We start from the raw sequence: 22,218 nt of genomic DNA, 5'->3' as shown, positions 1-22,218 counted from the left end.
CTTTGCCAGAGGGCTACACTGCATGGCATCTGCAGGTGTTCACTTGCTCTAAAGGTAACATATCCACGTTAAAGTCCGATGCTTTACTGCAAAAATCTCCGCCGGGTCAGCTACGCTGCTGATTGACCGTGATTTCCGGCGCGCAGGCTTCGTCGGGCCGGATGAGGCGAAACTCGGCTTTCCCCTTGTGAACATAGATACAGGCGCGGCCTGCATCGCCGCCGTCCTGCTCCTGTGATAAGGAGATCACGATTTTCTCTGCCGTGGAAAAGGGCGTAAAAAGGCTGGATACCGCGATCAGCATCAGCGGAATGAGGGCAGTGAATGGTGTTTTATCGCGGAAAGGTTGCATTGCGTATGCCCTCCATTAGCCTTTGAATGTCATAGCCAATAAGTGCAGGCCACCCTGACTTTTCGCATTACGACCGTTGCCTGCAATAAGGCTGAAGCAATATCGGCGTTTAGGGGGGCGTATCTCTATGGGAATACTCTTAATTCATCTGGATCTGAAGTAAAGGCGGAAACTAACGGGTCTCCGCCAGCGTTCCCAGGGATTAATGCTGCGAAAACTGATGCTTGATATGCTGATAGAAGAATGAGCCTTTAGACGGTGCGGCCATAAAAAAATGCCAGGTGGTCAGTGGTACATCGCGGTAGGTCCAGGTGCCCTGGTCCAGTAACTGCACTTCCAGGATTCGTTTTTCGGCATCGTAACCGACAGAGTGAATCGCAGATGAGGCTACCATTTGGCGTTTCATATCCCCTCCCTTACTGAATTGCGGTGATTAAAATTTAATCTATTTGCGCAGTTTTGCCTTGTCTGAAATCAAAGATAGGGAGTCTTAAGCACAGAAAGATCATGGCAGGGGATGAAAGGGGAAGCGGAGGGAAAAAATAAGCCTCGGGAAGTGGGAAACCCACGAACACTTCCCGAGGCCATGCAAATGCATAATTCGTTACGGGCCCACTGTACCCGCATCTGCAAACTTGTACAACATTATTTTTTTGTACAGGTTTGTACTGGGAAGAACAGGCAAAAAGAGTGACGCAGGGCGGTCTTACTTGCTAAAGTGCGGGCTACACTGACTTAGCGGAATGAGATATGTCGAACGAAATTGCACACCCGTCCAACAGCCCGAAGCAGGCAGCCTTACAGCTGGTGATTGAACTGGTCCGCGCGGGGAAATTAAGCCCACTGCAGGGCGATGCGGCCAATATGATCTCGATCTATGAGCAGTTTAAAACGCACTTCGAAGCGGAAAAACATAAACACGCGTCGGACTCTGCTATTTCCTGAGTCGCCTTACCGGCCATCAGCACTGGCTACGGGCGTCAGCCCGTAGCCGGGCAGGATCACCTTTTACTGATCCGGTCGAAATAGAGCAGGCTGACGCCAATACCCTGATAGTCCCCCTGTATATTTTTACCCAGCCCTACCTGTTGCTGCCCCTGTAATGTCACCACATACGGCGAATTCTGCTGCACTTCAGTTTGCAGTTCCTGATAGAGCGCCGTCCGTTTTTTGACATCGCTTTCTGCCGCCGCAGCACGCGTTTTAGCACTCAGCTCAGGAATATTCCAGCCGACGCGCCATGCGAGCGTTTTAGGACCCCCCGCCACGTTATAGGCGAAGGTACTGGCATTGCTGTTGGCGTCCACGTAATCCGCCCCCCAGTAAATGAAAATTGACTGGAAGTGACGCCCACGCATCTTTCCCCACAGTTCTGACTCCGCCACCGGCTCAATATCGAGCTGAATGTCGGCTTTGGCAAAGCTGGCCTGCAGCGCCTGCGCCACATCACTGTAAGGGGGTTGATTAATAATGGTCAAAGAGAAGCGGGTGCCGGGCTTAATTCCCCCCTTAGCCAGGATAGCTTTGGCCTTCGCCACATCGTAGTGGAAAGGCTGGTTAGTCAGTGCGCCGTCAAAACCGGCCGGCAGGAAGGTCTGATGCGTCTGGTACTGACCTTTTAGCAACTGCGTGGACAGGCTGTCATAATCGACCAGCCAGCGTGCCGCCTGCCATAGTGCCGGGTTACCCAGCGCCGGTTGCTGTTTATCCTGGGTGTTGAAGCCGAGGTAGTAAATCAGGCTGGAAGGGTAACTGGCGACGCGCACATTGCTCTGGTTTTTCAGCGTGGCAAACTGGTCCGCACCCAGATCGTAGGCGACATCCGCATCCCCTTTTTCCAGCAGCAGCCGGCGCGAACCGGCATCGGTGACGCTTTTCAGTATCACCCGCTGCAGATGCGGGGCAGGTCGGGCATGAGGACTCTTTTCCAGTACCAGCGCCTGCTGCGGTAGGTACTTACTGATGGTAAAGGCACCACTTCCCGCTGAATGAGTACGCAGCCAGGCATTGCCATAATCCTGCTCACTGACGTGCTTTTTGACCAGCCTGCTGTCGACCGTTGACGCAACGGGTGAGGTGAGCAGACGCAGCGCCAGATCCTGACCAATGTCGGACACCCAGCGCAGTTCAAACTCAGTATCACTTAGCCGGGTGAACTGCGCGTCAATGTTTTTCGGCGTCCAGCCAAATTCCCCAAGAATGAACGCCGGCGTTTTGTTGAGCTTCACCGCTCGCGTGAGTGAGTAAATCACATCGTCGCTGGTGACCGGGTTGCCGCTGGCGAACGTTTGCCCGGGCCTGAGCGTGAACCGCAGACTGCGCTCCGTGCTGCCGGTTTGCCACTGGCTGGCCAGCGTCGGTGACAGGCGGCGCTCATTGCCGATCTCGGGTGACACCAGCGTCTGATAGACATTGCGCAGGCTGCTGTTGCTGACGGTTTCAAAACTCTCCGCCGGATCGAAGCTGATGATGCCATCAAGCGAGATGGCCACCACCAGCGTATCAGCAGGGGTCGCGGCCAGGGCGGCATGGCTTAACGCCAGCGTGCTGGCAAGGAGCAGGGGAATGAGGTTACGCATAAAAAAAATAGTCCTGAATCGGGAGGGATATCAGGACTATAGGCGGATAGCATGCGATCGGAAATGCCGGTTTTGACTATGGTTAGCTGATAAAAACACAACCCGAAGGGGGAGCCGCAATCCGGCCCCCCGCAACCTGGCAGGGTGAGCGATTAACCAACGATCCGCCCCTGCGCCATCTGCACGGCGCGATCGCACATATGGTCGATAACATCCGGATCGTGGCTGACCAGTACCATCGTCAGATTGTCCTGCTGCTTCAGCTGATTGAGCAGGTTGAGGATCTCCGCCTGCACTGACATATCCAGTGCGGAGGTGGGCTCATCCAGCAGCAAAATTTTCGGTTCCAGCAGTAGCGCACGAACAATGGCGACGCGCTGACGCTGGCCGCCAGAAAGCTGATGCGGGTAACGGTCGGCCAGCGCCGGATCCAGCCCGACGTGGCGGAACCCCTGGTTGATACGGTCGTTAATATTTTCTGTCTTGATCAGCTTTAACGGCTCTGCCAGCGTCCGGCGCAGGCGATGACGCGGATGCAGTGAGGCATAGGGGTCCTGAAATACCATCTGCACGTCACGCCTGAGCTGGCCGGTGAAGGGCTTACCTGGCTGTGCCTGATGGCCCGCCAGCTGCATCCCGCCCTGCCAGTGGGGGTTAAGACCGGCCATCACCCACAGCAGCGATGATTTGCCGCAGCCGGAAGGGCCGACCAGGCCAAAACATTCGCCCGGGCTCACCGACAGCGTGACATCATGCACCACGGTGCGCAGATCGTAACCCTGCTTATGGGCCACGCTCAGTTGGGATAAATCAATCATGCTTTAGCCCCCCGGCCAGCGCGTCACGATCCAGTACCGGCAGCGGCTGGCCGCGCGTCAACTTACTCGGGCGGCACGACCACAGTGTGCGGGTGTAAGGGTGCGTGGCGTGAGGAAGATCGGCGGCGGGTAATTGATCCAGCACGTCCCCCTGGTACATCACCATCACGCGATCGCAGTGTTCGGAAACCTGCTGCAGATCGTGGCTGATCAGCAGCAGGCCCATATCACGCTGTTCCACCAGGTTGCGGATCAGCCCCAGCACCTGATCGCGCATGGCGTGATCGAGCGCCGACGTAGGCTCATCGGCGATCAGAAAGCGGGGTTCAGCGATCAGCGCCATCGCCAGCATCACGCGCTGGCCCATCCCGCCCGAAAGCTGGTGTGGATAGCGCTTCATTTGCTCTGCGGGCTGGGGCAGGCCCACCGCCGCTAACATATCGCAAACCTTCTCTTTTATTTCAGTCCGCGAGAAGCGGCCATGCAGCCTGAGCGGCTCTGCCACCTGCCAGCCGATAGTCCGCAGCGGGTTAAGGGCATATTTCGGATCCTGCATTACCATGCCGAGCTCGCTGCCGCGCAGCTGGCTCCATCGCCGCTCAGTCAGCGTCAGGGCATTCTCCCCGGCGATGCTTAACGTTCTGGCCTGGATCTGCAGTGACGGCGCCAGCAGCCCCATCAGTGCGCGCGCGGTCAGAGATTTACCGGAGCCGGACTCGCCGACCAGCGCCACCCGTTCGCGGCCCAGTGTAAAGCTGATATTTTTTACCAGCGCAGTGCCGTCAGCACTGCTGATCGTTAAACCATCTGCGACAATTTGTGCAGAAGAATCAGTTGCCATTTCGGGTATCCAGTCGGTCACGCAGGCCGTCGCCTGTCAGGTTAAACGCCAGGCTGGCGAACAGAATAGCGCCACCGGGTACGGCGGCGACCCACCACTGGTCAAAGATGACCTTGCTACCTTCCGCGACCATCGATCCCCATTCCGCAGTGGGCGGCTGAATGCCCATACCGAGGAAGCCAAGTCCCGCAGCAGAGAGGATAATGCCACCCAGGCTCAGCGCCGCACGCACCACGGCGGTGGGCAGGCACAGTGGCAAAATATGGCCGAACATCAGGCGCAGGCCGTTGATGCCCTGCATGCGTGCGGCGGCGAGATAGTCACTGCGGCGCAGCGCCAGCGTTTCTGCACGGGCCTGGCGGGCAAAAGGAGGCCAGCTGGTCAGCGCCAGCGCCAGCGCACCGTTCATCAGGCCCGGCCCCATCATGGCCACCAGGGCCAGCGCAATCACCAGATTGGGCAGTGAGAGGAAAATATCGGTGATACGCATCAGGACGCGTTCGCTCCAGCCGCCGAGATAACCGGCGCTGATGCCAATCAGCATTCCGACCGGAATGGTCAGCACCAGGATCAGCGATACCAGCATCAGGGTCGGACGAGCGCCGTAAATCACCCGGGAGAGCAGGTCGCGGCCAAAGCCGTCGGTGCCAAGCCAGTGGCTGGCAGAGGGAGGCATCAGACGCGCCGCCATTTCCTGGGCATTGGGGTCAAACGGGGCCAGCAGTGGCGCAAACAGGGCAGCAAAGATCAGCAGACCTACCAGGCTCAGGCCCACGATCAGTGTCACATTGCGGCGGGTACGTCGCGCACGCGGTTTGACGCTTGCAGCATCAGAGAGAGATTGCGTCATCGGGTTCTCGGGTCGGTCAGATAAGTTAACGCATCCGCCAGCGCATTGATGGCGATAAAACAGCCGCCGATCAGCAGGGTGGAGCCGAGGATCGCCGGGGTATCGGAGGCGAACAGCGCGGTGGTCATATAGCGCCCGACGCCGGGCCAGGCGAAGACGGTTTCCGTCAGCACCGACCCTTCCAGCAGTGTGGCGTAGGAGAGTGCCAGCACGGTAATCAGCGTTCCACGCACGTTAGGGAAGATATGCAGCAGCAGAATACGTCCGCGACTGGCCCCTTTGGCCCGTGCCAGCGTGACATACTCTTTGCTGCTCTCTTCCAGTAACGCCGCGCGCAGCAGGCGGGTAATGGTGGCCATCGACAGCAGCCCCAGCACCACAACTGGTAGCCACAGGTGTGCGATGGCATTGCGGAACATCTCACGGTCACCGGACAGCCAGCTGTCAATCAGCACCAGCCCGGTCTTCGGCTCCAGAGTGTAAATCCAGATATCATCCAGACGACCCGGTCCGGCAGACCAGTGCAGTACGGCATAAAACAGCAGCAGCCCCAGCAGCCCCAGCCAGAATACCGGCACCGAGTAGCCGAGCAGAGAGATCAGACGGGCGACGTTATCCAGTACGCTTCCCGGTTTCCATGCTGCCAGCAGCGCCAGCAGAATGCCGAATACGGCGCCGAAGATCATCGCGCAGGTGGCCAGCTCAATGGTCGCCGGGAAAGTGCGCAGCAGATCGCTGGCAACGGGCTGATTAGTGATGCTGGAGATCCCGAGATCGCCACGTACCAGATGTTCGAGGTAGTGCCAGAACTGCACCGGCACGGGCTGATCGAGCCCGAGGCTGGCCCGGACCTGGGCATAAGTGGATTCGCTGGCATGATCGCCAGCAATTTGCAGCACCGGATCGACCGGAGACAGATGAGACAGGGCAAAGGTGAAAACCAGCAGTCCGAGCAGTGTCACCACCAGTGAAAGCAGGGCACTGAGTGCCCCACCGCTGCGGCGCCAGAAAAGCCGGGCAGAAGGCCCGGCGCTGTGTTCGGATACCGCCATTACTTAGTGACCTGGCTGTAGTAGACCATATCCGGGTTGATCCCCTGCACGTACCCTTTCAGGTTATCGCGCATGGCCACCAGATTACGGGCCTGCATGCCAATGACATACGGAGAGCTCTTCTGCACTTCGCGCTGCATGTTTTCATACAGTTCGACGCGTTTCGATTTATCGGTTTCTGCCGTCGCGGCTAGCGTCTGTTTACTCAACTGCGGAATATGCCAGTTAGAACGCCATGCCAGGGTTTTACTACCATCTTCAGGGTTGTAGGCAAAGGCGGCGGCGTTAGTGTTGGGATCAAAGTAGTCTGCCCCCCAGGCATTCAGGGTCGCTTCATACTGGTGTGCCTTCACGCGGGTCGCCACTTCGGAGCTGATACCTGGCTGTACCTCCACTTTTACCCCACCTTTAGCAAAGCTGGCCTGCAGCGCCTGGGCAATGTCGAGATAAGGCGGCTGATTGCTGACAGACAGCTTAAAGCTGACGTTGGTCAGGCCGGCTTTCTTCAGAATGGCCTTGGCTTTTTCAGGATCATAACTGTAGGGGTTGTCGTTGAGTGCGCCCAGGAAGCCCTCTGGCAGGAACGACTGATGCACCTGGAACTGGCCTTTCAGCAGATCGTTGGCGATGCCTTTGTAATCGAAAAGGTAGCGCGACGCTTCCCACAGCGCGGGGTTTTTCAGCGCCGGATTGGCATCAATATTGAACTGAATGTAGTACAGGGAGGCCATCGGCACCGCGAGGGTTTTCACGCCCGGCTTATTCTTCAGGGAGGCCATCTGGTCAGCGCCCAGATTACGGGCGATATCGGCATCACCCTGTTCCAGCAGCAGACGGCGTGCCGCCGGCTCCGGGACGTTTTTGATCAGCACATTTTTTAATTTAGGTGCCCCGGCCGGTGAGGTCGGGTTGGCGCTGAACAGGACGACTTCATGCGGGATGTACTTGCGGATCTGATACGGGCCGCTGCCTGCGGAATTCAGGGCCAGCCATTTGTTACCCAGATCGCCTTTTTGCTCATGCGCCATGACGGTTTTTTCATCAACAATTGAAGAGACCGGGGCGGCCAGCAGGCTGAGCACGTAGGTTGGGCTGACGTCGGCACTCCAGCGGATCTCTACGTGATTATCATCGATTTTCTTCAACTGGGCGTCGACATTCTCTTTGGTCCAGCCCAGCTGGGTAAGAATAAACGACGGGTCGAGGTTAAGCTTGACCACCCGCGACAGGGAGAAGATGACGTCCTCCGGGCGCAGCGGATTACCGGAGGCGAATTTAGCCCCTTCTTTCAGGGTGAAAGTCATGCTGCTGTTATCGCTGCCCGGTGTCCAGCTGGTCGCCAGCGTTGGCTTCAGGTCGATCGGATTCTGCGGATCGGACTGAACAAGGCGCTGATAGAGGTTAGTAAACGCCTGTACCGAGGTCAGCTCAAAGCCGTCTGCCGGGTCAAAGCTTTTAGCATCATCGATAGACTGGGCGATCACCAGCGTATCCGCAGGCGTTGCGGCAGAAGCCGTAAAGGAGGCGGCCAGTGCCAGTGCAAGAACGGAAGGGACTGCAATTTTCATGACGTTTCCTGAAGTGACGTTTTTCGCGAGTGTAAGGGAACAAGCATTAAGAACAATAGTAGATTATTCGCTATCGTTATGCTGGAAAGTTATAAGGTGAATGAAACAGTTATAAAATTGAATTATGCCCCGACCGCCTGACCACCGAAGTGGCTCCACAGAAGCGGGCTGATACTGAGCAGGTTGTTAAGCATGTGCAGAAAAATGGGCAGTTTCAGCCCCGCGGAAACCAGGCGCGCGGCGCACAGCAGCAGGGAGAGCACCACCAGGGCAATCACCGTTTGCAGATGAGCATACTGGGTGTGCATGGCGGCAAAGATAATGGAGGTCAGTAGGGCGCAGGCCACGCGCTGGCGGGGGGCCCACAGCAGAAATCCCTGAAGAATAAAGCCGCGAAACAGAATCTCTTCAAACACCGGTGCAAGCAGCACCACTGCCACGGTAAAGGCCAGCAGAACGGGCGTGCTGTCGCTGAGCTGTTCGCCAGTCCAGCTCTCCTGACGCAGATAGAGTGACTGACTGGCAATCACGGCCAGCAGCAGGCCGCTGAACAGCAGTATCTGGCCCGGGCGCAGCCTGCCTGGCGGGATGTCGGAATAGTGCCGCAAGTATGCGCGGTAAAGTGGCAGCAGGGCGGCAAACTCCAGCAGGCAGAGGACCGGCATCAGCAACCCCTGGCTTCTTAACGCCGCAAAATGCGGGACGCTGCTGACAAGGACCGTAATGCTGTACCAGACCAGAAAGACGCCAGCGCAAAGCAGGGTGTGATTAACCCGGTCGGTTGAGGGTGTCATGGCGTGGGGTCCGGTAGCCGGTGAAGAGCGCGATGGTAACAAGCACAACGAACGCTGTCGAGACACCAACGGCACCGTGGCGCAAAGTGAAAAACCGGAAGAGCGTGACGCGGAAGGGGCGTTGAGCGTGGCACAGAAGATTAAGAGTCACCGCGCGCGACTGGCGACCAGAAGCGCGCTCAGAGGGTTAACGAATTCTTACTGCCACCAGCGTCATGATGACAGCAAACGTAACAAAAATAGCCAGTTCCATAAGAATCTCCTCTCCGGGGTTTGTCCTGAAATTATAATCTTCCTCTGATTGATTTTTGAGCGATCCGTGCGCTACCAGGGCATGGGCAACCGGCACTGGCCAGGGATTTTGACTGCGCAAAGACGGAGTAATCTGTTAATCTTTTAGGGTAATTGCCGGATATCTATGCAAAGAGAGGAGAACGAACAGTGAAATATTATGGGAAACTGGCTTTGATTGCCGCGCTGGTTGCGCTTTCAGGCTGCCAGTCGGGCAGCAACAAAAGTGCTTCCGCTGCGCCGGTCGATCCTGAGATGGACAGATGCGGAGCCTCTCAGTATCAGCAATATGTCGGTAAGCCGCTGGCATCGGTGTCGTCTTTACGCTTTGACAATGCCGTCCGCGCCATTCCGTATAATTCTGCGGTCACGATGGACTTTAACCTGAATCGTATTAACTTTATGGCCGACCAGCAGGGCAATATCAGCAGTGTCTACTGCGGCTGATGTGGCCTGAACGCTGATGTCACCCGGGGGCGTCCGCTGTGCCGGTCGTCCCTCAGTAATACCACTTCCTTACCCACCACAGACGCAGCCAGATCCCCGGTGCGCTGGTCCAGCCGCTGGTGGTTGCCACCACCTCTCCTTTTGCAATAATGACCAGGGTCGGCATTGCCGTCACGTCCCACCGCGCGGCCAGCTCCCCACGACTGTCGTTCACCACCGGCAGCGTCAGATGATGTCCGTTCAGATAACGTACAATGCTGATGTCATTGCCTGAACGGTTGGCCACTGTCAGTACGCTGGTGCGTTTATCATTTAACTGCATCAGGACCGGCACCGTGTCTTTACAGGCACCACACCAGCGGTCCCAGAACCAGACCAGCAGAGGTTTTTTGTCACTCAGTTCTGCCAGGGTCAGGTCCTGACCGTCTATCGTATGCAGGGGTTGGGTCGAAATGTCGGGAGGAAGGTCCGGTGCGCGAAGCACATCGATCAGGCTGATTAACAGGATCATTAATAAGGCAGGCAGCAGCAGATAAAGGCTTACCTGCTTAAATTGGTGTATCAGTATTTGGTGCCAGTTGCGCATTACCTGTCTCCGCCTGCGTCCGGCGCATATCTTAACGGGGTCAGGGTGAATGGCAATCTTATCGCGTGTAAACATTCGTATAGGAGGAGGGGGAAAGGGCGTGCCTGTCATCTGGCTGCAATCTCAGCGCGATAAGGTCGGGCGGTAAAACAGTGATTTCCTCGTCACTCTGAAAAATATGCAATGCTCGTCTTTCCCGCCCAGTGCGGGATTTTTTTATTCTCTTCGTTCCGTTACCCGGCTACCCGGCCGCGCGAGGCGTCGTACTGTCCAGGATCTGGGCCAGCAAATTGCGATACCCTTCCAGCACTGACGCATCGGCCTCCTGCTCCAGGCGGGCTATCACGTTGGCAATAATCGCTTTATTACTGGGCGATTTTCCGGCCTGCATCAGCTCCATCATAATGGCTTCCAGCAGCTCACTCTCTTTCGGGGCATGAAAAGAGGGGCTGTTAAAATAGTCGGTGATGGCGCGCCCCGCGCCGGGTAGTGGCTGACTCATGGCAAACCTCCACATACGCGCCCTCAGTGGCCGCCCGGGACACTGAGAGATCGGGTTAATTACGCTCACGACACAGAAAAAGCTACCAGAACGGCAGCCTGCCGCCTGTTTAAATGATAAACAGGCGGGGATGACTATTACTCTAGATGGCGGAGAGGGGAATGCCAGTAACAAACAGAAATATTTTCATTTCTGCCAGCGCTAAGCGGGCAGCGCATGATAGGTGGAGATCACTTCGAGAATACCGTTAATCATAAACTGCACGCCCATACAGACCAGCAGGAAGCCCATCAGGCGGGAAATCGCCTCAATGCCGCCCTTGCCAACCAGCCGCATGATGGTGCCGGAACTGCGCAGGGAGCCCCAGAGGATCACGCCAATGGCGGCAAAGGTCAGCGGTGGAGCCAGCATGATCACCCAGGGCTCGAACGGCGTGCCGCTATGAATAGTTGAGGCGGTACTGATAATCATGGCGATCGTCCCGGGCCCTGCGGTGCTCGGCATGGCCAGCGGCACGAAGGCAATGTTCACCGCTTTACGCTCGCTCATCTCATCCATTTTATGGTCGGCTTCCACCGATTGCCCTGCCTGCTGCTGGGGGAACAGCATACGAAAACCGATAAAGGCAACGATCAGCCCCCCGGCGATACGCAGGCCCGGAATAGAGATTCCAAAGGTGTCCATCACCACATTGCCAGCATAATAGGCAACGGCCATGATGATAAAGACATAGATAGAGGCCTGGAGTGACTGCCTGTTTCGTTCTTCATAATTCATGTCACCCGCCAGCCCCAGGAACAGCGCTACGGTGGTTAACGGGTTCGCCAGCGGCAACAGCACCACCAGGCCAAGGCTAATGGCTTTCATCAGTTCTAACATCGCTGGTGTCCTTATGCGATAAACAGGGGAGTTAGCATAATGCCTTATCCCCACAGGGATGCGAAGTGTAACTGCAGTTTAAACATTGGATTAGGCCTTTAGTGGTGCTTATGGCGGAGAGAACGAATAAACAGAAGAGGCGTAAGGGATAAGGTAAACAAAAAGTTAAATGTATTTATTGTTTTAAATCAGTGGCTTGATTGTTTTATCTGTTTTTTTCTTCTGAGAGGACTTGTACTGAACCCGGCGTTATGAGTAAATGCACTCGTTGGTTTTGATACAGACCCACGTATGCGAGCAATTTTAGTAAAGCAGTCTTCAGTTCAAGCGTTATTTCAAGCTTCTTCCTGACTTCCTTCTGAGTGCCTCATAGTAATCCCTGTTGACGAACCCTGTGCCCACTGTGGCTTACTACAATTTTGAAGGAAAGACCCATGTCAATGACTGGTTTAGTAAAATGGTTCAACGCTGAGAAAGGTTTCGGCTTTATTTCCCCAACTGACGGCAGCAAAGATGTATTCGTACACTTCTCTGCAATCCAGAACGGCGGCTTCAAGACGCTGGAAGAAGGTCAGAAAGTTTCTTTCACTATCGAAAATGGCCAGAAAGGCCCAGCAGCTGCTAACGTAACTGCTATCTAAGTTTGTTTTCCGTTCCGGCGGTAATAAACTCAGAGTCGATGTGAATAAAAACCCGCCCATGTGGCGGGTTTTTTGCGTTTCATCCCCGGTTACCAGGCGGAAGATTCGTTTGCTAACAACTTTCTGCCTTTCGCGGGGGCAGAAGCCACTGACGGCCGGGCGACGTATTGTTACACTGTATGCTCCGCCCCTCGCGACAGGTTGTACGCACAGCACGATGGAATCCTGGAAGGTTAACCTCATCTCCGTCTGGTTCGGTTGTTTATTTACCGGGCTGGCCATCAGCCAGATTATCCCCTTTCTCCCCCTGTATGTTGAACAACTGGGCGTCACCGACCCCGGCGCGCTGACCCTGTGGTCGGGTCTGATTTTCAGTATTACTTTCCTGGTTTCGGCGATTGTCTCGCCGATGTGGGGCAGCCTTGCCGATCGTAAAGGGCGTAAGCTGATGCTGCTGCGTGCCTCCCTCGGGATGGGCGTGGTGATCCTGCTCCAGGCCTTTGTCACTAACGTCTGGCAGCTTTTGGCATTGCGTGCGCTGATGGGGCTGACCTCGGGCTATATCCCCAACGCCATGGCCCTGGTGGCGGCTCAGGTTCCGCGTGAACGCAGCGGCTGGGCGCTGAGTATGGTCAGCACCGCGCAGATCTGTGGGGTGATTATGGGGCCGTTGATGGGCGGGCTGCTGGCGGACTGGCTTGGACTGCAGGCGGTATTTATTATCACCTCGTGCCTGCTGCTGATAAGCTTTTTGATCACTCTGTTCCTGATCAAAGAGGGCGGCCCGCCGAGAGTGAAAAAAGAGGACAAACTGAGTGGCAGTATGGTTTTTCACACGCTCAGTCGCCCGGGACTGGTGATCAGCCTTTTTGTCACCACACTGGTTATCCAGCTCTGCAACGGCTCAGTCAGCCCGATTTTGACGCTGTTTGTGCGTGAGCTTGAGCCGGACGTGCAAAATATCGCTTTTATCAGCGGTATGGTGGCCGCCATCCCCGGCGTGTCGGCGCTGCTCTCCGCGCCCACGCTCGGCAAACTTGGTGACCGGATTGGTGCGGAACGTATTCTGTTCGCCGCGCTGATTTTCTCCGTGGTGCTGTTTGTCGGCATGTCCTGGGCAGACAGCGCGGTGGAATTGGGGATTTTTCGTTTTCTGCTGGGATTTGCTGATGGGGCGATGATGCCGGCGGTGCAGACGCTGCTGCTGCGCTATTCCAGTGACCAGGTTACCGGGCGTATATTTGGCTATAACCAGTCATTTATGTACCTGGGGAACGTTGTCGGACCGCTGATGGGCTCGGCGATTTCTGCCGTAGCAGGCTTCCGCTGGGTATTTGCCGCGACGGCGGTAGTGATCATGGTGAACAGCGTACAGCTGATTTGGGTTTATCGGCGATCCCGGCGCAGCGCTATGCTGCGCCGGGGCTGATGGTTAAGGTTTCACCGACAGACTGAGCTGATAACGATACTGCCGCTCTGACAGCAGGAAGTCTGCGTTCACGCTGGGGCTCCAGGAGTCATCGCCACCGACTCCCATATGGTAGCCATCCATAATGAGCCAGCACCCCGGCTCATCACGCAGCAAGTGGCGGTGCGAGGTATCCCGCAGCTGCTCCAGGCTGTGGCGACTGAGTGAGAAGTGGAACGCCCCGTGGATGCGCCAGTCGCCAAACTCCAGTTCCTGAGTACCGCCGCGCAGGCCATTCTCCCCGGGGAAGACGTAAGGCGTGCTCAACTCGTCAAGTGGGAGTGTCCAGCGGGAAAACGCGGCCGCCAGCTGACGGTCGGGATAGTTCTCGTGCGGTCCCAGTCCCAGCCAGTGCGCCTTTTCTGCGATCGCTGCCAGCTGGCAGCGCAGGCCGATGCGTGCCGGTTCCGGCTGTCCGGCTGCAATATCCACCTCAACTTCAATATGAAGTTCACCCTGCATGTCGATCCGGTAGCGCTTACGGCTGAGGAAACGCAGTTCCCCCTGTGCATGGAAAGCGTGTTCCGTTCTGATTTGCACACCATCACTCAGCGTGTCTGTCTGCAGATGCAGCAGCTGGCCTTCCAGCTGATAGTGACCGGCACGTTTCCAGCGCTCTACCCAGGCGTGAGGATCGATGCGCGTGACTTCGCTGACGCCGATATCATTATCGACAGGCGCACGGGCAAACAGGTCGCGCAGTGGGGAGAGCAGTTGAGGCTGGTCCCCACGCAGCCACTGCACCAGTTCACCGCTCTGGCGACAGAACTGCCATTGCTGTTCGCCGTGGCGGATCGTCAGCCGTTCAGCCTCCTGGCGGAGCTGAGGCAGCTCACCTGCAGTCGGTGCGTTCGGCAGGGCCAGCGCGGCAGGCAGACGCCAGCTGTCCCAGGCCACACGCTGCCCCGCTGGCGACCAGGCGGTGGCCAGCGGTTGGATCACCTCAACATGCAGCCACAGCTCACCTGTCAGTGAGGGCAGATCGCCGGTCTCCAGTTCAATACTGTCCTGGGGAGCGAGAGCCAGTTCACACTGGCCTTCCGCCACCGGCCTGCCCTGATGCTCAATCCGCCAGCGCAGCTGTTCATTGTCGCTGTGGCGGAAGAGATATTCGCTGGTGACGCGCACGGTTAATGGCGCGGTGCCCGCCAGCTCGAACTGGAAGAACTGCTGGGCGCGCTGCGCTTCAAACAGCGCCGGGTGAGGGGTGCGGTCTGCAAAGACCAGCCCGTTCATACAGAACTGGCGGTCGTTTGGCGTATCGCCAAAGTCACCGCCGTAGGCCTGGAAGCTCTGCCCCTGGGCATCCTTGTGCGTCAGGCTCTGGTCAACCCAGTCCCAGACAAATCCACCCTGCAGGCGCGGGAACTGGCGGAATGCCTGCCAGTAGCGATCGAACCCGCCAAAACTGTTTCCCATCGCATGCGCATATTCACAGAGGATCAGAGGGCGGGTCTCTTCCGGCAGGCTAATCCACTTTTTGATCGACCATTTCGGCACGGTATCGAACGGCTGATCCTGGTCGACGCGGGAATACATCGGGCAGATGATATCGGTGGCGGCAGTATTCGCGCCGCCGCCTTCGTACTGCACCGGACGGCTGGGATCGTGGCTTTTGATCCAGCGGTAGAGCGCGTCATGGGTACTGCCGTGACCGGATTCGTTGCCGAGCGACCAGAGAATGATGCACGCGTGGTTACGGTCACGCTGAACCATGCGGGTAACACGTTCACTAAAAGCATTAAACCAGACCGGGTCGTCGGACAGGCGGTTCATAGGCTGCATGCCGTGAGTTTCAATATTCGCCTCATCCACCACATACAGGCCATAGCGATCGCACAGGCGATACCACAGCGGATGGTTAGGATAATGTGAGCAGCGCACGGCATTAAAGTTATGCTGCTTCATCAGCAGGATATCTTTGATCATCGTGGCTTCATCCATCACCTGGCCGCGATCCGGATGATGTTCATGACGGTTGGTACCGCGGATCAGCAGCGGTTTCCCGTTCAGCTTCAGTAATCCGCCGCTGACTTCAACCGTGCGGAAGCCGACATCGTAAGCTTCGGCTTCGATCAGCGTGCCGCCGGCATCCAGCAGGGCAACCACGGCGCGATACAGATGGGGTGTTTCAGCACTCCACAGCAGTGGCCGGTCGACGTGCATCGTCAGGCGGGTGCGATCGAGATAGCGTCCGCGCTCATCAATCACCGACGTGCCAAAGGGCTGCTGGTGGCGGGCAATCTCACGATCCTCCTGCCACAGTGTCACCTCCAGCTGATAATCACTGGCATCCGTCAGAGAGGTCAGTGCCAGCACGTTGAGCTGTGCGGAACTGAACTCGGGGCTGAGAAACGTATCGATGTGGACATCACACAGGCGGACGGCCGGTTTGTGCAGCAGGGTAACGTCGCGGAAAATACCGCTCATACGCCACATATCCTGATCTTCCAGATAACTGCCGTCGCACCAGCGCAGCACCATCACAGCAATCCGGTTCTCCCCCGGGCGCAGGCTCGGGGTAAGGTCGAACTCGGCAGGCAGGCGGCTGTCCTGCGAATAGCCAATAAACTCACCGTTACACCAGAGATAAAAGGCCGAATTCACGCCATCAAAGATGATCCGCGTCTGTCCTTCGGCCAGAAACGCTGGCTGGCACTGGAATGTGAGCGAGTAACATCCCGTCGGATTATCCGCAGGTACGCGGGGAGGATCGACGGGGATCGGGTACTGTACGTTGGTATAGATCGGCGCATCGTATCCTGCCATTTGCCAGTTTGCCGGCACGTTAAGGCGGTCTGAATGCGGCAGTTCGCCCAGCAGCCACGCGTCCGGTACCGCCTCCGGACGAGGGTAGTAACTGAAATTCCACTCGCCGTTCAGGGACTGCACGGCGGCACTGGCGAGATCGTGACGTGCGTCATCGCGATCCCGCCAGCTGGCAAACGGCGGATGGGCAGGCAGGCGATGAAGCTGCGTGACGGCCGGGTTTTCCCAGTGACGCATGGACAAAAGCTGCTGCAGGGTGAGTGGAGTAATATCAGTCATGCCAGATCCCTCATAAATGTTATGCGCTCACATTGATACTGAAGCGAAATGAAGTAAAGAAAAAAGAGTGGGGGATGCGATGCCTGTCGCAAGATTTACGGCTGAGAAGAGAGGGCCGGATCCGCGCCAGGTGCAGGGTTAACGCGGGAAAATGACAGGAAAATGTTAATCAGCGTTACCTGCGGTAAACAGGGGCGGGAACCGGAGGATTCTGCATTGTGGAACACCCGTTCGCCGCATACTATCAGCGCCGGTTTGTCATTCACAGCAGTTCAGGGGGGCAGTAGCATGGTTCGGATGGTAAAAGTGGCAATGACGATAGCGCTGGTTGCCGTATTAAGCGGCTGTTTGTTCCCACCGCCGGGCGGTGGTGGCTGGGGCGGGGGACATGGCGGAGGCGGTGGTCCGCGTGGAGGGTTCACGGAAGCGGGGCGCTAAGACTTCAATCGGGGGCGGATCGCTGCCCCGGATGGCAACAATCCCGTCCTGACTGACCGGGGTGCTGCCAGCGAAACGTTTCGAAAAATAAAACGCTTTTATTGCTCTGTTTTGGGGCATAAGTCGCGAAAATATATAGCAAATATGAGTTTTATTTTTTTGATGCGAATGATACCGTCTTGCTTTAACTCGCTGAGACATTCGCATGAAAAACCTCATCGCTGAATTACTGATCAGGCTGGCGGAAAAAGAAGAAGAGTCGAAAGAGCTGGTGGCGCAGGTAGAAGCTCTGGAGATTGTCGTTACCGCCCTGCTGAGAAAACTGGACAGAGACCAGTTGCAGGCCATGAGCACCAGCATTTCTGATGCAATGAGAACGGCCTCAACCTCGATGGCACCGGACCTGACAAAAGATGCGCCTCTGCTGGAAAGCTACATCCAGCGCCTGTTAAACCATCCCCGCCAGTAATTCCCTTTCTGTATTAATCCCACCACCTGCTCACATGTATGTGGCGGCGGTCTGTTTTAATGTTACCCCGGTTAAAGTTTCCCACTCTCTGACTCGCTGAAAAAAAAAGTCGTGCCACACTCAAAGGTGTGCTGATAACAATAACGGGATGGGTTCAGAATGAAAATGCAATTACTGATAGCGACTGCTCTGCTGACGCTGACGGCGGCCGGGTATGCCGGTGCCGCTGAGAAAACGGCACAGCAGCAGAAAATGACGGTTTGTAATCAGCAGGCGGGTGAAAAAATGCTGAAAGGAGACGAACGAAAAACCTTTATGAGCCACTGCCTGAGTAAAGACAATAAAATGGACGGGATGACCCCTCAACAGCGGAAGATGAAAACCTGTAATGCGCAGGCGGGTGAAAAAATGCTGAAGGGCGATGAGCGTAAAACCTTTATGAGCACCTGCCTGAAAAAAGGCTGAATAACCGTGTCCCTGACGGCTGCCGTATTCTCCTTTCTTTTTCCCGCACGACCTTTGGCACTGATTGTTAAATTCAGTGCCAGCCTCTCTTTAAAATGACCGCTTTTATCCCGACGCGGTGACTGCTCTGTCCGACCACTGTTGCCCTTTATTCACTAACAACTACAGGATGTGTTGTATGGTGGCTATTATCATTATCGCTATCTTTATTATCAGTGTGATCTATGCGCATTCGCGCGGCAGGGTAAAACTCAAGTTTTCTCGGCAGTTATTTGATCACTCTACTTTTATGGCCCCCATCAATATGTTTATGACCGGGCTTTCTGCGTTGCCTGATAAACAGCCCTATTTTGATCATGACCTTTTTCCTGAATTAAACAGCCTGACTGATAACTGGCAGGCAATCCGGGAAGAGGCCGTACGGTTGCAGGATCATATTAAAGCGGCACAGACCCATAACGATGCCGGGTTTAATACGTTTTTCAAACGAGGGTGGAAACGCTTTTATCTGAAATGGTACGACGATGTTCATCCTTCTGCCCGCGAGCTTTGTCCGGTCACCTGTGCGCTGCTGAGTGACATCGGCTGCGTCAAAGCGGCCATGTTTGCCGAGCTTCCCGCCGGCAGCCATCTCGGCAAGCACCGCGACCCCTACGCCGGATCGGTTCGCTATCATCTGGGTCTGCTGACGCCGGAAGATGATCGCTGTTTTATTGACGTGGATGGTATCAGACACAGCTGGCGGGATGGCAAAGCAGTGATTTTCGATGAAACCTACGTGCATATGGCGCAAAACGGCAGTGAAAAAACACGAATCATTCTGTTCTGCGACGTCGAACGCCCCATGAAATGGCCGTGGGCACAGCGTGTCAACCGCTGGGTGGGGGAAACGCTGATGTCAGCCGCCAGTTCACCGAATGACGAGGGGGACCGGGTCGGCGCAATTAATCGTATTTTTAAGTACGTAAACCGTATACGGGACGCCGGGCAAAACCTGAAAAAACGCAACCGCACACTTTACTATGCGGTAAAGCACTCGCTGATTGTGCTGATCTTCCTGCTGATTATTCTTCCCAGCGCCCTGACTTAGGGCTGGGTGGTGCCGCCTGAGATGCGGCACCGCGAGAGCTACTGCCGGCTCATCTGCTCTGATTTGGCCATGCACTGATGCATCGCTTCAATAACCGCAGAGCGGAAGCCTTTCTGCTCCAGTACCCTCACCGCTTCAATGGTGGTCCCTCCGGGTGAGCACACCATATCTTTCAGTTCGGCAGGATGTTTACCGGTTTCAAGCACCATCTGCGCGGCCCCTTTTACCGCCTGGGCGGCAAACTGATAGGCCTGTGCACGGGGCATTCCCCCCAGTACCGCAGCGTCTGCCATCGCTTCAATAAACATAAAGACATAGGCCGGGGCTGACCCGCTGACGCCCACCACGGCATGGATCAGGTATTCGGGTACCAGCGCCGCTTTACCAAAGCCGTTAAAGATCTCCACCACCTCACGGGCTTCCTCTTCCGTCACCAGCACGTTGGGGGTTACCGAGGTCATGCCTTCATTGACCAGCGCCGGGGTGTTGGGCATGACGCGGACGATCTTACGGTCGTGGCCCAGCACGGTAGCGAGGGCATCCAGCGTAATACCCGCTGCGACAGAGACAATCAGCGTCTCTTTGTTCAGACTGCCGGCAATATCTTTCAGTACGGACAGGATCACGTTCGGTTTCACCGCCCCAAACAGAATGTCGGCCTCGCGGGCTACCTCTTCGGCACTGCCGGCCGGGGTGATGCCATACTGCTCATGCATCGCCCGATTGGTGTCGGGTTTGCGGTCGAAAACCAGAATGTTTTCAGGTTTAACCTGCCCGGCGGCGACCAGACCTGCAATAATGGCTTTTGACATATTGCCGCAGCCAATAAAGCCTACTTTCTTTTCCATGATAATCTCCCTGCTTAATCAGTCTGTGAAAATCTGGCAGATGCCACAGGTACACCTTAACTCAGCTTTCACCAGGCTTACACTACAAAGGGTGCAGATTCCCTTTGCCATTCTTGAAAAGAGTGGGAAGATCTGACCCTTCACGATTGTTTAAAAGGAAACAGCCATGCCAATTTGGGTGGATGCCGATGCGTGTCCGAAAGTGATCAAAGACGTGCTTTACCGCGCGGCGGAACGCGAACAGATTATGGTGACGCTGGTAGCGAACCAGTCACTGAGCGTTCCCCCGTCGCGTTTTCTGCGTACCCTGCGGGTTGCGGCAGGATTTGACGTCGCAGACAACGAAATTGTGCAACGCGTGGAAGCTGGCGACCTGGTGATCACCGCAGATATTCCTCTGGCTGCGGAGGTGATGGAAAAGGGTGCCGTCGCGCTGAACCCGCGCGGTGAACGTTACAGCGATGCCACCATTCGTGAGCGACTGACCATGCGTGACTTTATGGACACTCTGCGCGGCAGCGGGGTGCAGACTGGTGGGCCGCCAGCGCTTAACCAGCGTGACCGTCAGCAGTTTGCCAATGAACTGGATAAATGGTTACAGCAGCAGCGACAGTGAGCAGGCCTCTCCCTTCGGGGAGAGGCATTGTCCGCACTCAGACAAAATTATCGTCATCAAAGTCGTTATCAGCAAAGGCGTCATTACTGAAATCGTCACTGACATCGTCCTGCGGCAGGCCATTATCCTGGCCGGAGAATGCGTTATTGTCGCTGCCGTTAAAGGTATCAAGATTGTTATTGAGGTCAGGATCAGGTAACGGCGGCTCATTAATGATGTTGACGATCTCCTGCGGCTGCTGATGCTGGAACATACTGGTCAGCATCTCGGCCATGACCACGCCGCCTGCCACACCCACCGCCGTTTGCAGTGCGCCACCCATGAAGCCGCGGCCAGCCGGCGGGGCGGCTGCATAGGCAGGTTGCTGTGCCGTTACGGGCGCAACGTTATTGCCCCAGGGCTGTGCGGGGGCGGATGTGCTCTGAGCGGGTTGTGGGCTCCTGCCGCCGCCGAACAGGCCGGAAAGAAAGCCGCCGCTGTTCTGCTGCGGCTGCCGCGCCTGCGACAGGTCATTTTCCAGCTGGCTGACGCGGGCGTTAAGCTGCTTTAACGCCGCCTCCTGGATCAGGATAGCCTGTGCCATGTAGTAGGGGGCACCGGGCTGCTGCTGGATCTGCTGCTGGATCTGTTTTTCTGCCGCGCTGTCACGGGGACCGGACTGTGCTTCTGCCTGCTTCAATCGGGTAAACAGGTTATCAATTAACTGCTGTTCTTCGTTCTGCATTGTGTTTCTCCGAAAACGGGCGACAGCATTACTATTGGCATGAGTGACGGGAAAGTAAATCGTACTGGCGTAAGGAAATGTTGCGGTGATCTCGGCGCAGATATGCAGGGTGTAACTATTTTGTTACACCATTTATATTTTACTAATCATGTGGTTAATGCTTGCAGTGGGCAGGGTGCCTGTAAATAAAACGTGACTTATAGCCCACCAGCATATTGTCGGGTATCATGCGCTGCAACGTTAATTATTGGTTGGCCAGCCGTGCGCTGTTAACGACGCTGGCGTTTGCTTAAGGAAGGGCCTGTTATGTCATTACCCATTTATCTGGTCGGCGCACGCGGCTGCGGCAAAACGACCGTTGGCCACGCTCTGGCGCTGGCGCTGGGGTATCGCTTCTGTGACACTGACCACGCACTTCAAAACGCCAGCGGTCAGACGGTCGCCGATATAGTGACCCGTGAAGGCTGGCCCGGCTTCCGCTTGCGTGAAACTGCCGCGCTCAAAACCGTCAGCGCAGCGGCCACGGTGATCGCCACCGGCGGCGGCATGGTGCTGTCGGAAGAAAACCGTCAGTTTATGCGTGAGCAGGGGCAGGTCATCTATCTGCAGGCCGAGGCCGCTGTGCTGGCCGGCCGGCTGGAAGCCTACCCTGAGACGGAACAGCGTCCGACGCTGACCGGACGTCCTATTGCGGAAGAAATGGTCGAGGTTCTGGCAGCCCGTGATGCGCTTTATCGTCAGGCCGCGCACCATATTATTGATGCCATGCAGCGCCCGGACGAGGTGGTCAGTCAGATCCTCAGCGTACTTTCTCTCGCCCGCGCCAGCTAAGTGTTCTGTTGAAGTGGCATG

Annotated in this window: 26 protein-coding genes; 11 read left to right on the top strand and 15 right to left on the bottom strand. The window is 56.3% G+C overall.

The window, feature by feature from the left end; genetic code table 11:
• Positions 1-106: 106 nt before the first annotated feature.
• Positions 107-352, bottom strand: coding sequence for a hypothetical protein (locus ACZ3HG_RS14690; protein WP_191935120.1), 246 nt, complete (start codon positions 350-352; stop codon positions 107-109).
• Positions 353-554: 202 nt separating this feature from the next.
• Entirely contained in the window at positions 555-758 is a 204-nt protein-coding gene (locus ACZ3HG_RS14685) for a KTSC domain-containing protein (protein WP_191935121.1), read from the bottom strand.
• A 344-nt stretch (positions 759-1,102) separates the two neighbouring features.
• On the opposite strand from ACZ3HG_RS14685, the gene ACZ3HG_RS14680 reads away from it, so the two are divergent.
• On the top strand, positions 1,103-1,297 hold the full coding sequence (locus ACZ3HG_RS14680; protein WP_133846243.1) for a hypothetical protein: 195 nt from the start codon (positions 1,103-1,105) through the stop codon (positions 1,295-1,297).
• A gap of 56 nt (positions 1,298-1,353) precedes the next feature.
• Here ACZ3HG_RS14680 and ACZ3HG_RS14675 read toward each other — a convergent pair whose 3' ends face one another.
• From ACZ3HG_RS14675 to ACZ3HG_RS14645, 7 genes are all read right to left on the bottom strand, one after another.
• Positions 1,354-2,931: an ABC transporter substrate-binding protein gene (locus tag ACZ3HG_RS14675; protein WP_465333173.1), complete on the bottom strand. Its 1,578-nt coding sequence runs from the start codon at positions 2,929-2,931 to the stop codon at positions 1,354-1,356.
• A 152-nt stretch (positions 2,932-3,083) separates the two neighbouring features.
• Complete coding sequence (locus ACZ3HG_RS14670; RefSeq protein ID WP_465333171.1) at positions 3,084-3,749, bottom strand: ABC transporter ATP-binding protein; 666 nt, start codon at positions 3,747-3,749, stop codon at positions 3,084-3,086.
• A complete protein-coding gene (locus ACZ3HG_RS14665; RefSeq protein ID WP_191935124.1) occupies positions 3,742-4,590 on the bottom strand; it encodes an ABC transporter ATP-binding protein in 849 nt (282 codons plus the stop codon). The genes ACZ3HG_RS14670 and ACZ3HG_RS14665 overlap by 8 nt, the downstream gene beginning before the upstream one ends.
• Entirely contained in the window at positions 4,580-5,440 is an 861-nt protein-coding gene (locus ACZ3HG_RS14660) for an ABC transporter permease (protein ID WP_191935125.1), read from the bottom strand. Before ACZ3HG_RS14660 ends, ACZ3HG_RS14665 begins: the two co-directional genes overlap by 11 nt.
• Complete coding sequence (locus ACZ3HG_RS14655; protein ID WP_118664562.1) at positions 5,437-6,492, bottom strand: ABC transporter permease; 1,056 nt, start codon at positions 6,490-6,492, stop codon at positions 5,437-5,439. Before ACZ3HG_RS14655 ends, ACZ3HG_RS14660 begins: the two co-directional genes overlap by 4 nt.
• Positions 6,492-8,060, bottom strand: a complete 1,569-nt coding sequence (locus ACZ3HG_RS14650) for an ABC transporter substrate-binding protein (RefSeq protein ID WP_465333168.1) — start codon at positions 8,058-8,060, stop codon at positions 6,492-6,494. Before ACZ3HG_RS14650 ends, ACZ3HG_RS14655 begins: the two co-directional genes overlap by 1 nt.
• 122 nt (positions 8,061-8,182) lie before the next feature.
• Positions 8,183-8,854 (bottom strand): CPBP family intramembrane glutamic endopeptidase, encoded by a 672-nt coding sequence (locus ACZ3HG_RS14645; protein ID WP_191936937.1) that lies wholly within the window; start codon positions 8,852-8,854, stop codon positions 8,183-8,185.
• Between ACZ3HG_RS14645 and ACZ3HG_RS14640 the strand changes: the two genes are divergently transcribed.
• Both ACZ3HG_RS14640 and ACZ3HG_RS14635 read left to right on the top strand, forming a co-directional pair.
• A complete protein-coding gene (locus ACZ3HG_RS14640) occupies positions 8,853-9,155 on the top strand; it encodes a hypothetical protein (protein ID WP_465333166.1) in 303 nt (100 codons plus the stop codon). The two genes, ACZ3HG_RS14645 and ACZ3HG_RS14640, sit on opposite strands and share 2 nt — an antisense overlap.
• A 140-nt stretch (positions 9,156-9,295) precedes the next feature.
• Positions 9,296-9,592: an I78 family peptidase inhibitor gene (locus ACZ3HG_RS14635; RefSeq protein WP_191935129.1), complete on the top strand. Its 297-nt coding sequence runs from the start codon at positions 9,296-9,298 to the stop codon at positions 9,590-9,592.
• A gap of 52 nt (positions 9,593-9,644) precedes the next feature.
• Here the strand turns inward: ACZ3HG_RS14635 and ACZ3HG_RS14630 are convergent, their stop codons facing one another.
• The 3 genes from ACZ3HG_RS14630 to ACZ3HG_RS14620 form a co-directional block, all read right to left on the bottom strand.
• Complete coding sequence (locus ACZ3HG_RS14630; RefSeq protein ID WP_465333164.1) at positions 9,645-10,178, bottom strand: thioredoxin domain-containing protein; 534 nt, start codon at positions 10,176-10,178, stop codon at positions 9,645-9,647.
• A 241-nt stretch (positions 10,179-10,419) separates the two neighbouring features.
• The gene (locus ACZ3HG_RS14625) at positions 10,420-10,680 is read right to left on the bottom strand and encodes a biofilm development regulator YmgB/AriR family protein (protein ID WP_191935130.1); all 261 of its coding nucleotides are present in this window, start codon (positions 10,678-10,680) and stop codon (positions 10,420-10,422) included.
• Between the two features lie 201 nt (positions 10,681-10,881).
• Positions 10,882-11,559 carry a MarC family NAAT transporter gene (locus ACZ3HG_RS14620; protein ID WP_191935131.1) on the bottom strand — a complete coding sequence of 226 codons (678 nt, stop codon included), beginning with the start codon at positions 11,557-11,559 and terminating at the stop codon, positions 10,882-10,884.
• 434 nt (positions 11,560-11,993) lie between these two features.
• On the opposite strand from ACZ3HG_RS14620, the gene cspE reads away from it, so the two are divergent.
• Both cspE and ACZ3HG_RS14610 read left to right on the top strand, forming a co-directional pair.
• Entirely contained in the window at positions 11,994-12,200 is a 207-nt protein-coding gene (gene cspE, locus ACZ3HG_RS14615) for a transcription antiterminator/RNA stability regulator CspE (protein ID WP_062747873.1), read from the top strand.
• Positions 12,201-12,417: 217 nt separating this feature from the next.
• Entirely contained in the window at positions 12,418-13,629 is a 1,212-nt protein-coding gene (locus ACZ3HG_RS14610) for a multidrug efflux MFS transporter (RefSeq protein ID WP_191935132.1), read from the top strand.
• A 3-nt stretch (positions 13,630-13,632) separates the two neighbouring features.
• Here the strand turns inward: ACZ3HG_RS14610 and ACZ3HG_RS14605 are convergent, their stop codons facing one another.
• Positions 13,633-16,716, bottom strand: a complete 3,084-nt coding sequence (locus tag ACZ3HG_RS14605; protein ID WP_465333161.1) for a beta-galactosidase — start codon at positions 16,714-16,716, stop codon at positions 13,633-13,635.
• 288 nt (positions 16,717-17,004) lie between these two features.
• On the opposite strand from ACZ3HG_RS14605, the gene ACZ3HG_RS14600 reads away from it, so the two are divergent.
• The 4 genes from ACZ3HG_RS14600 to lpxO all read left to right on the top strand — a co-directional run bounded on the left by ACZ3HG_RS14600 (position 17,005) and on the right by lpxO (position 19,178).
• Entirely contained in the window at positions 17,005-17,154 is a 150-nt protein-coding gene (locus tag ACZ3HG_RS14600; protein ID WP_191935134.1) for a hypothetical protein, read from the top strand.
• Between the two features lie 205 nt (positions 17,155-17,359).
• Complete coding sequence (gene iraP / locus ACZ3HG_RS14595; protein WP_465333159.1) at positions 17,360-17,623, top strand: anti-adapter protein IraP; 264 nt, start codon at positions 17,360-17,362, stop codon at positions 17,621-17,623.
• Positions 17,624-17,782: 159 nt separating this feature from the next.
• Positions 17,783-18,088 (top strand): PsiF family protein, encoded by a 306-nt coding sequence (locus ACZ3HG_RS14590; protein WP_465333157.1) that lies wholly within the window; start codon positions 17,783-17,785, stop codon positions 18,086-18,088.
• Between the two features lie 178 nt (positions 18,089-18,266).
• Positions 18,267-19,178: a lipid A hydroxylase LpxO gene (lpxO, locus tag ACZ3HG_RS14585; protein ID WP_191935137.1), complete on the top strand. Its 912-nt coding sequence runs from the start codon at positions 18,267-18,269 to the stop codon at positions 19,176-19,178.
• Between the two features lie 38 nt (positions 19,179-19,216).
• Here the strand turns inward: lpxO and proC are convergent, their stop codons facing one another.
• Positions 19,217-20,029, bottom strand: a complete 813-nt coding sequence (gene proC, locus ACZ3HG_RS14580; protein WP_191935188.1) for a pyrroline-5-carboxylate reductase — start codon at positions 20,027-20,029, stop codon at positions 19,217-19,219.
• Between the two features lie 163 nt (positions 20,030-20,192).
• On the opposite strand from proC, the gene ACZ3HG_RS14575 reads away from it, so the two are divergent.
• The gene (locus ACZ3HG_RS14575) at positions 20,193-20,642 is read left to right on the top strand and encodes a YaiI/YqxD family protein (protein WP_191935138.1); all 450 of its coding nucleotides are present in this window, start codon (positions 20,193-20,195) and stop codon (positions 20,640-20,642) included.
• A gap of 37 nt (positions 20,643-20,679) precedes the next feature.
• Here ACZ3HG_RS14575 and ACZ3HG_RS14570 read toward each other — a convergent pair whose 3' ends face one another.
• Positions 20,680-21,366, bottom strand: coding sequence for a DUF2076 domain-containing protein (locus tag ACZ3HG_RS14570; RefSeq protein WP_191935139.1), 687 nt, complete (start codon positions 21,364-21,366; stop codon positions 20,680-20,682).
• Positions 21,367-21,672: 306 nt separating this feature from the next.
• Between ACZ3HG_RS14570 and aroL the strand changes: the two genes are divergently transcribed.
• Positions 21,673-22,197 (top strand): shikimate kinase AroL, encoded by a 525-nt coding sequence (aroL, locus tag ACZ3HG_RS14565; protein WP_191935140.1) that lies wholly within the window; start codon positions 21,673-21,675, stop codon positions 22,195-22,197.
• Positions 22,198-22,218 lie beyond the last annotated feature (21 nt).

It is taken from the genome of Erwinia sp. PME.40.26/001, from assembly GCF_055556675.1.
Note: the sequence above shows the minus strand (reverse complement) of the source record. Positions and strands in the feature narration are given on the sequence as shown.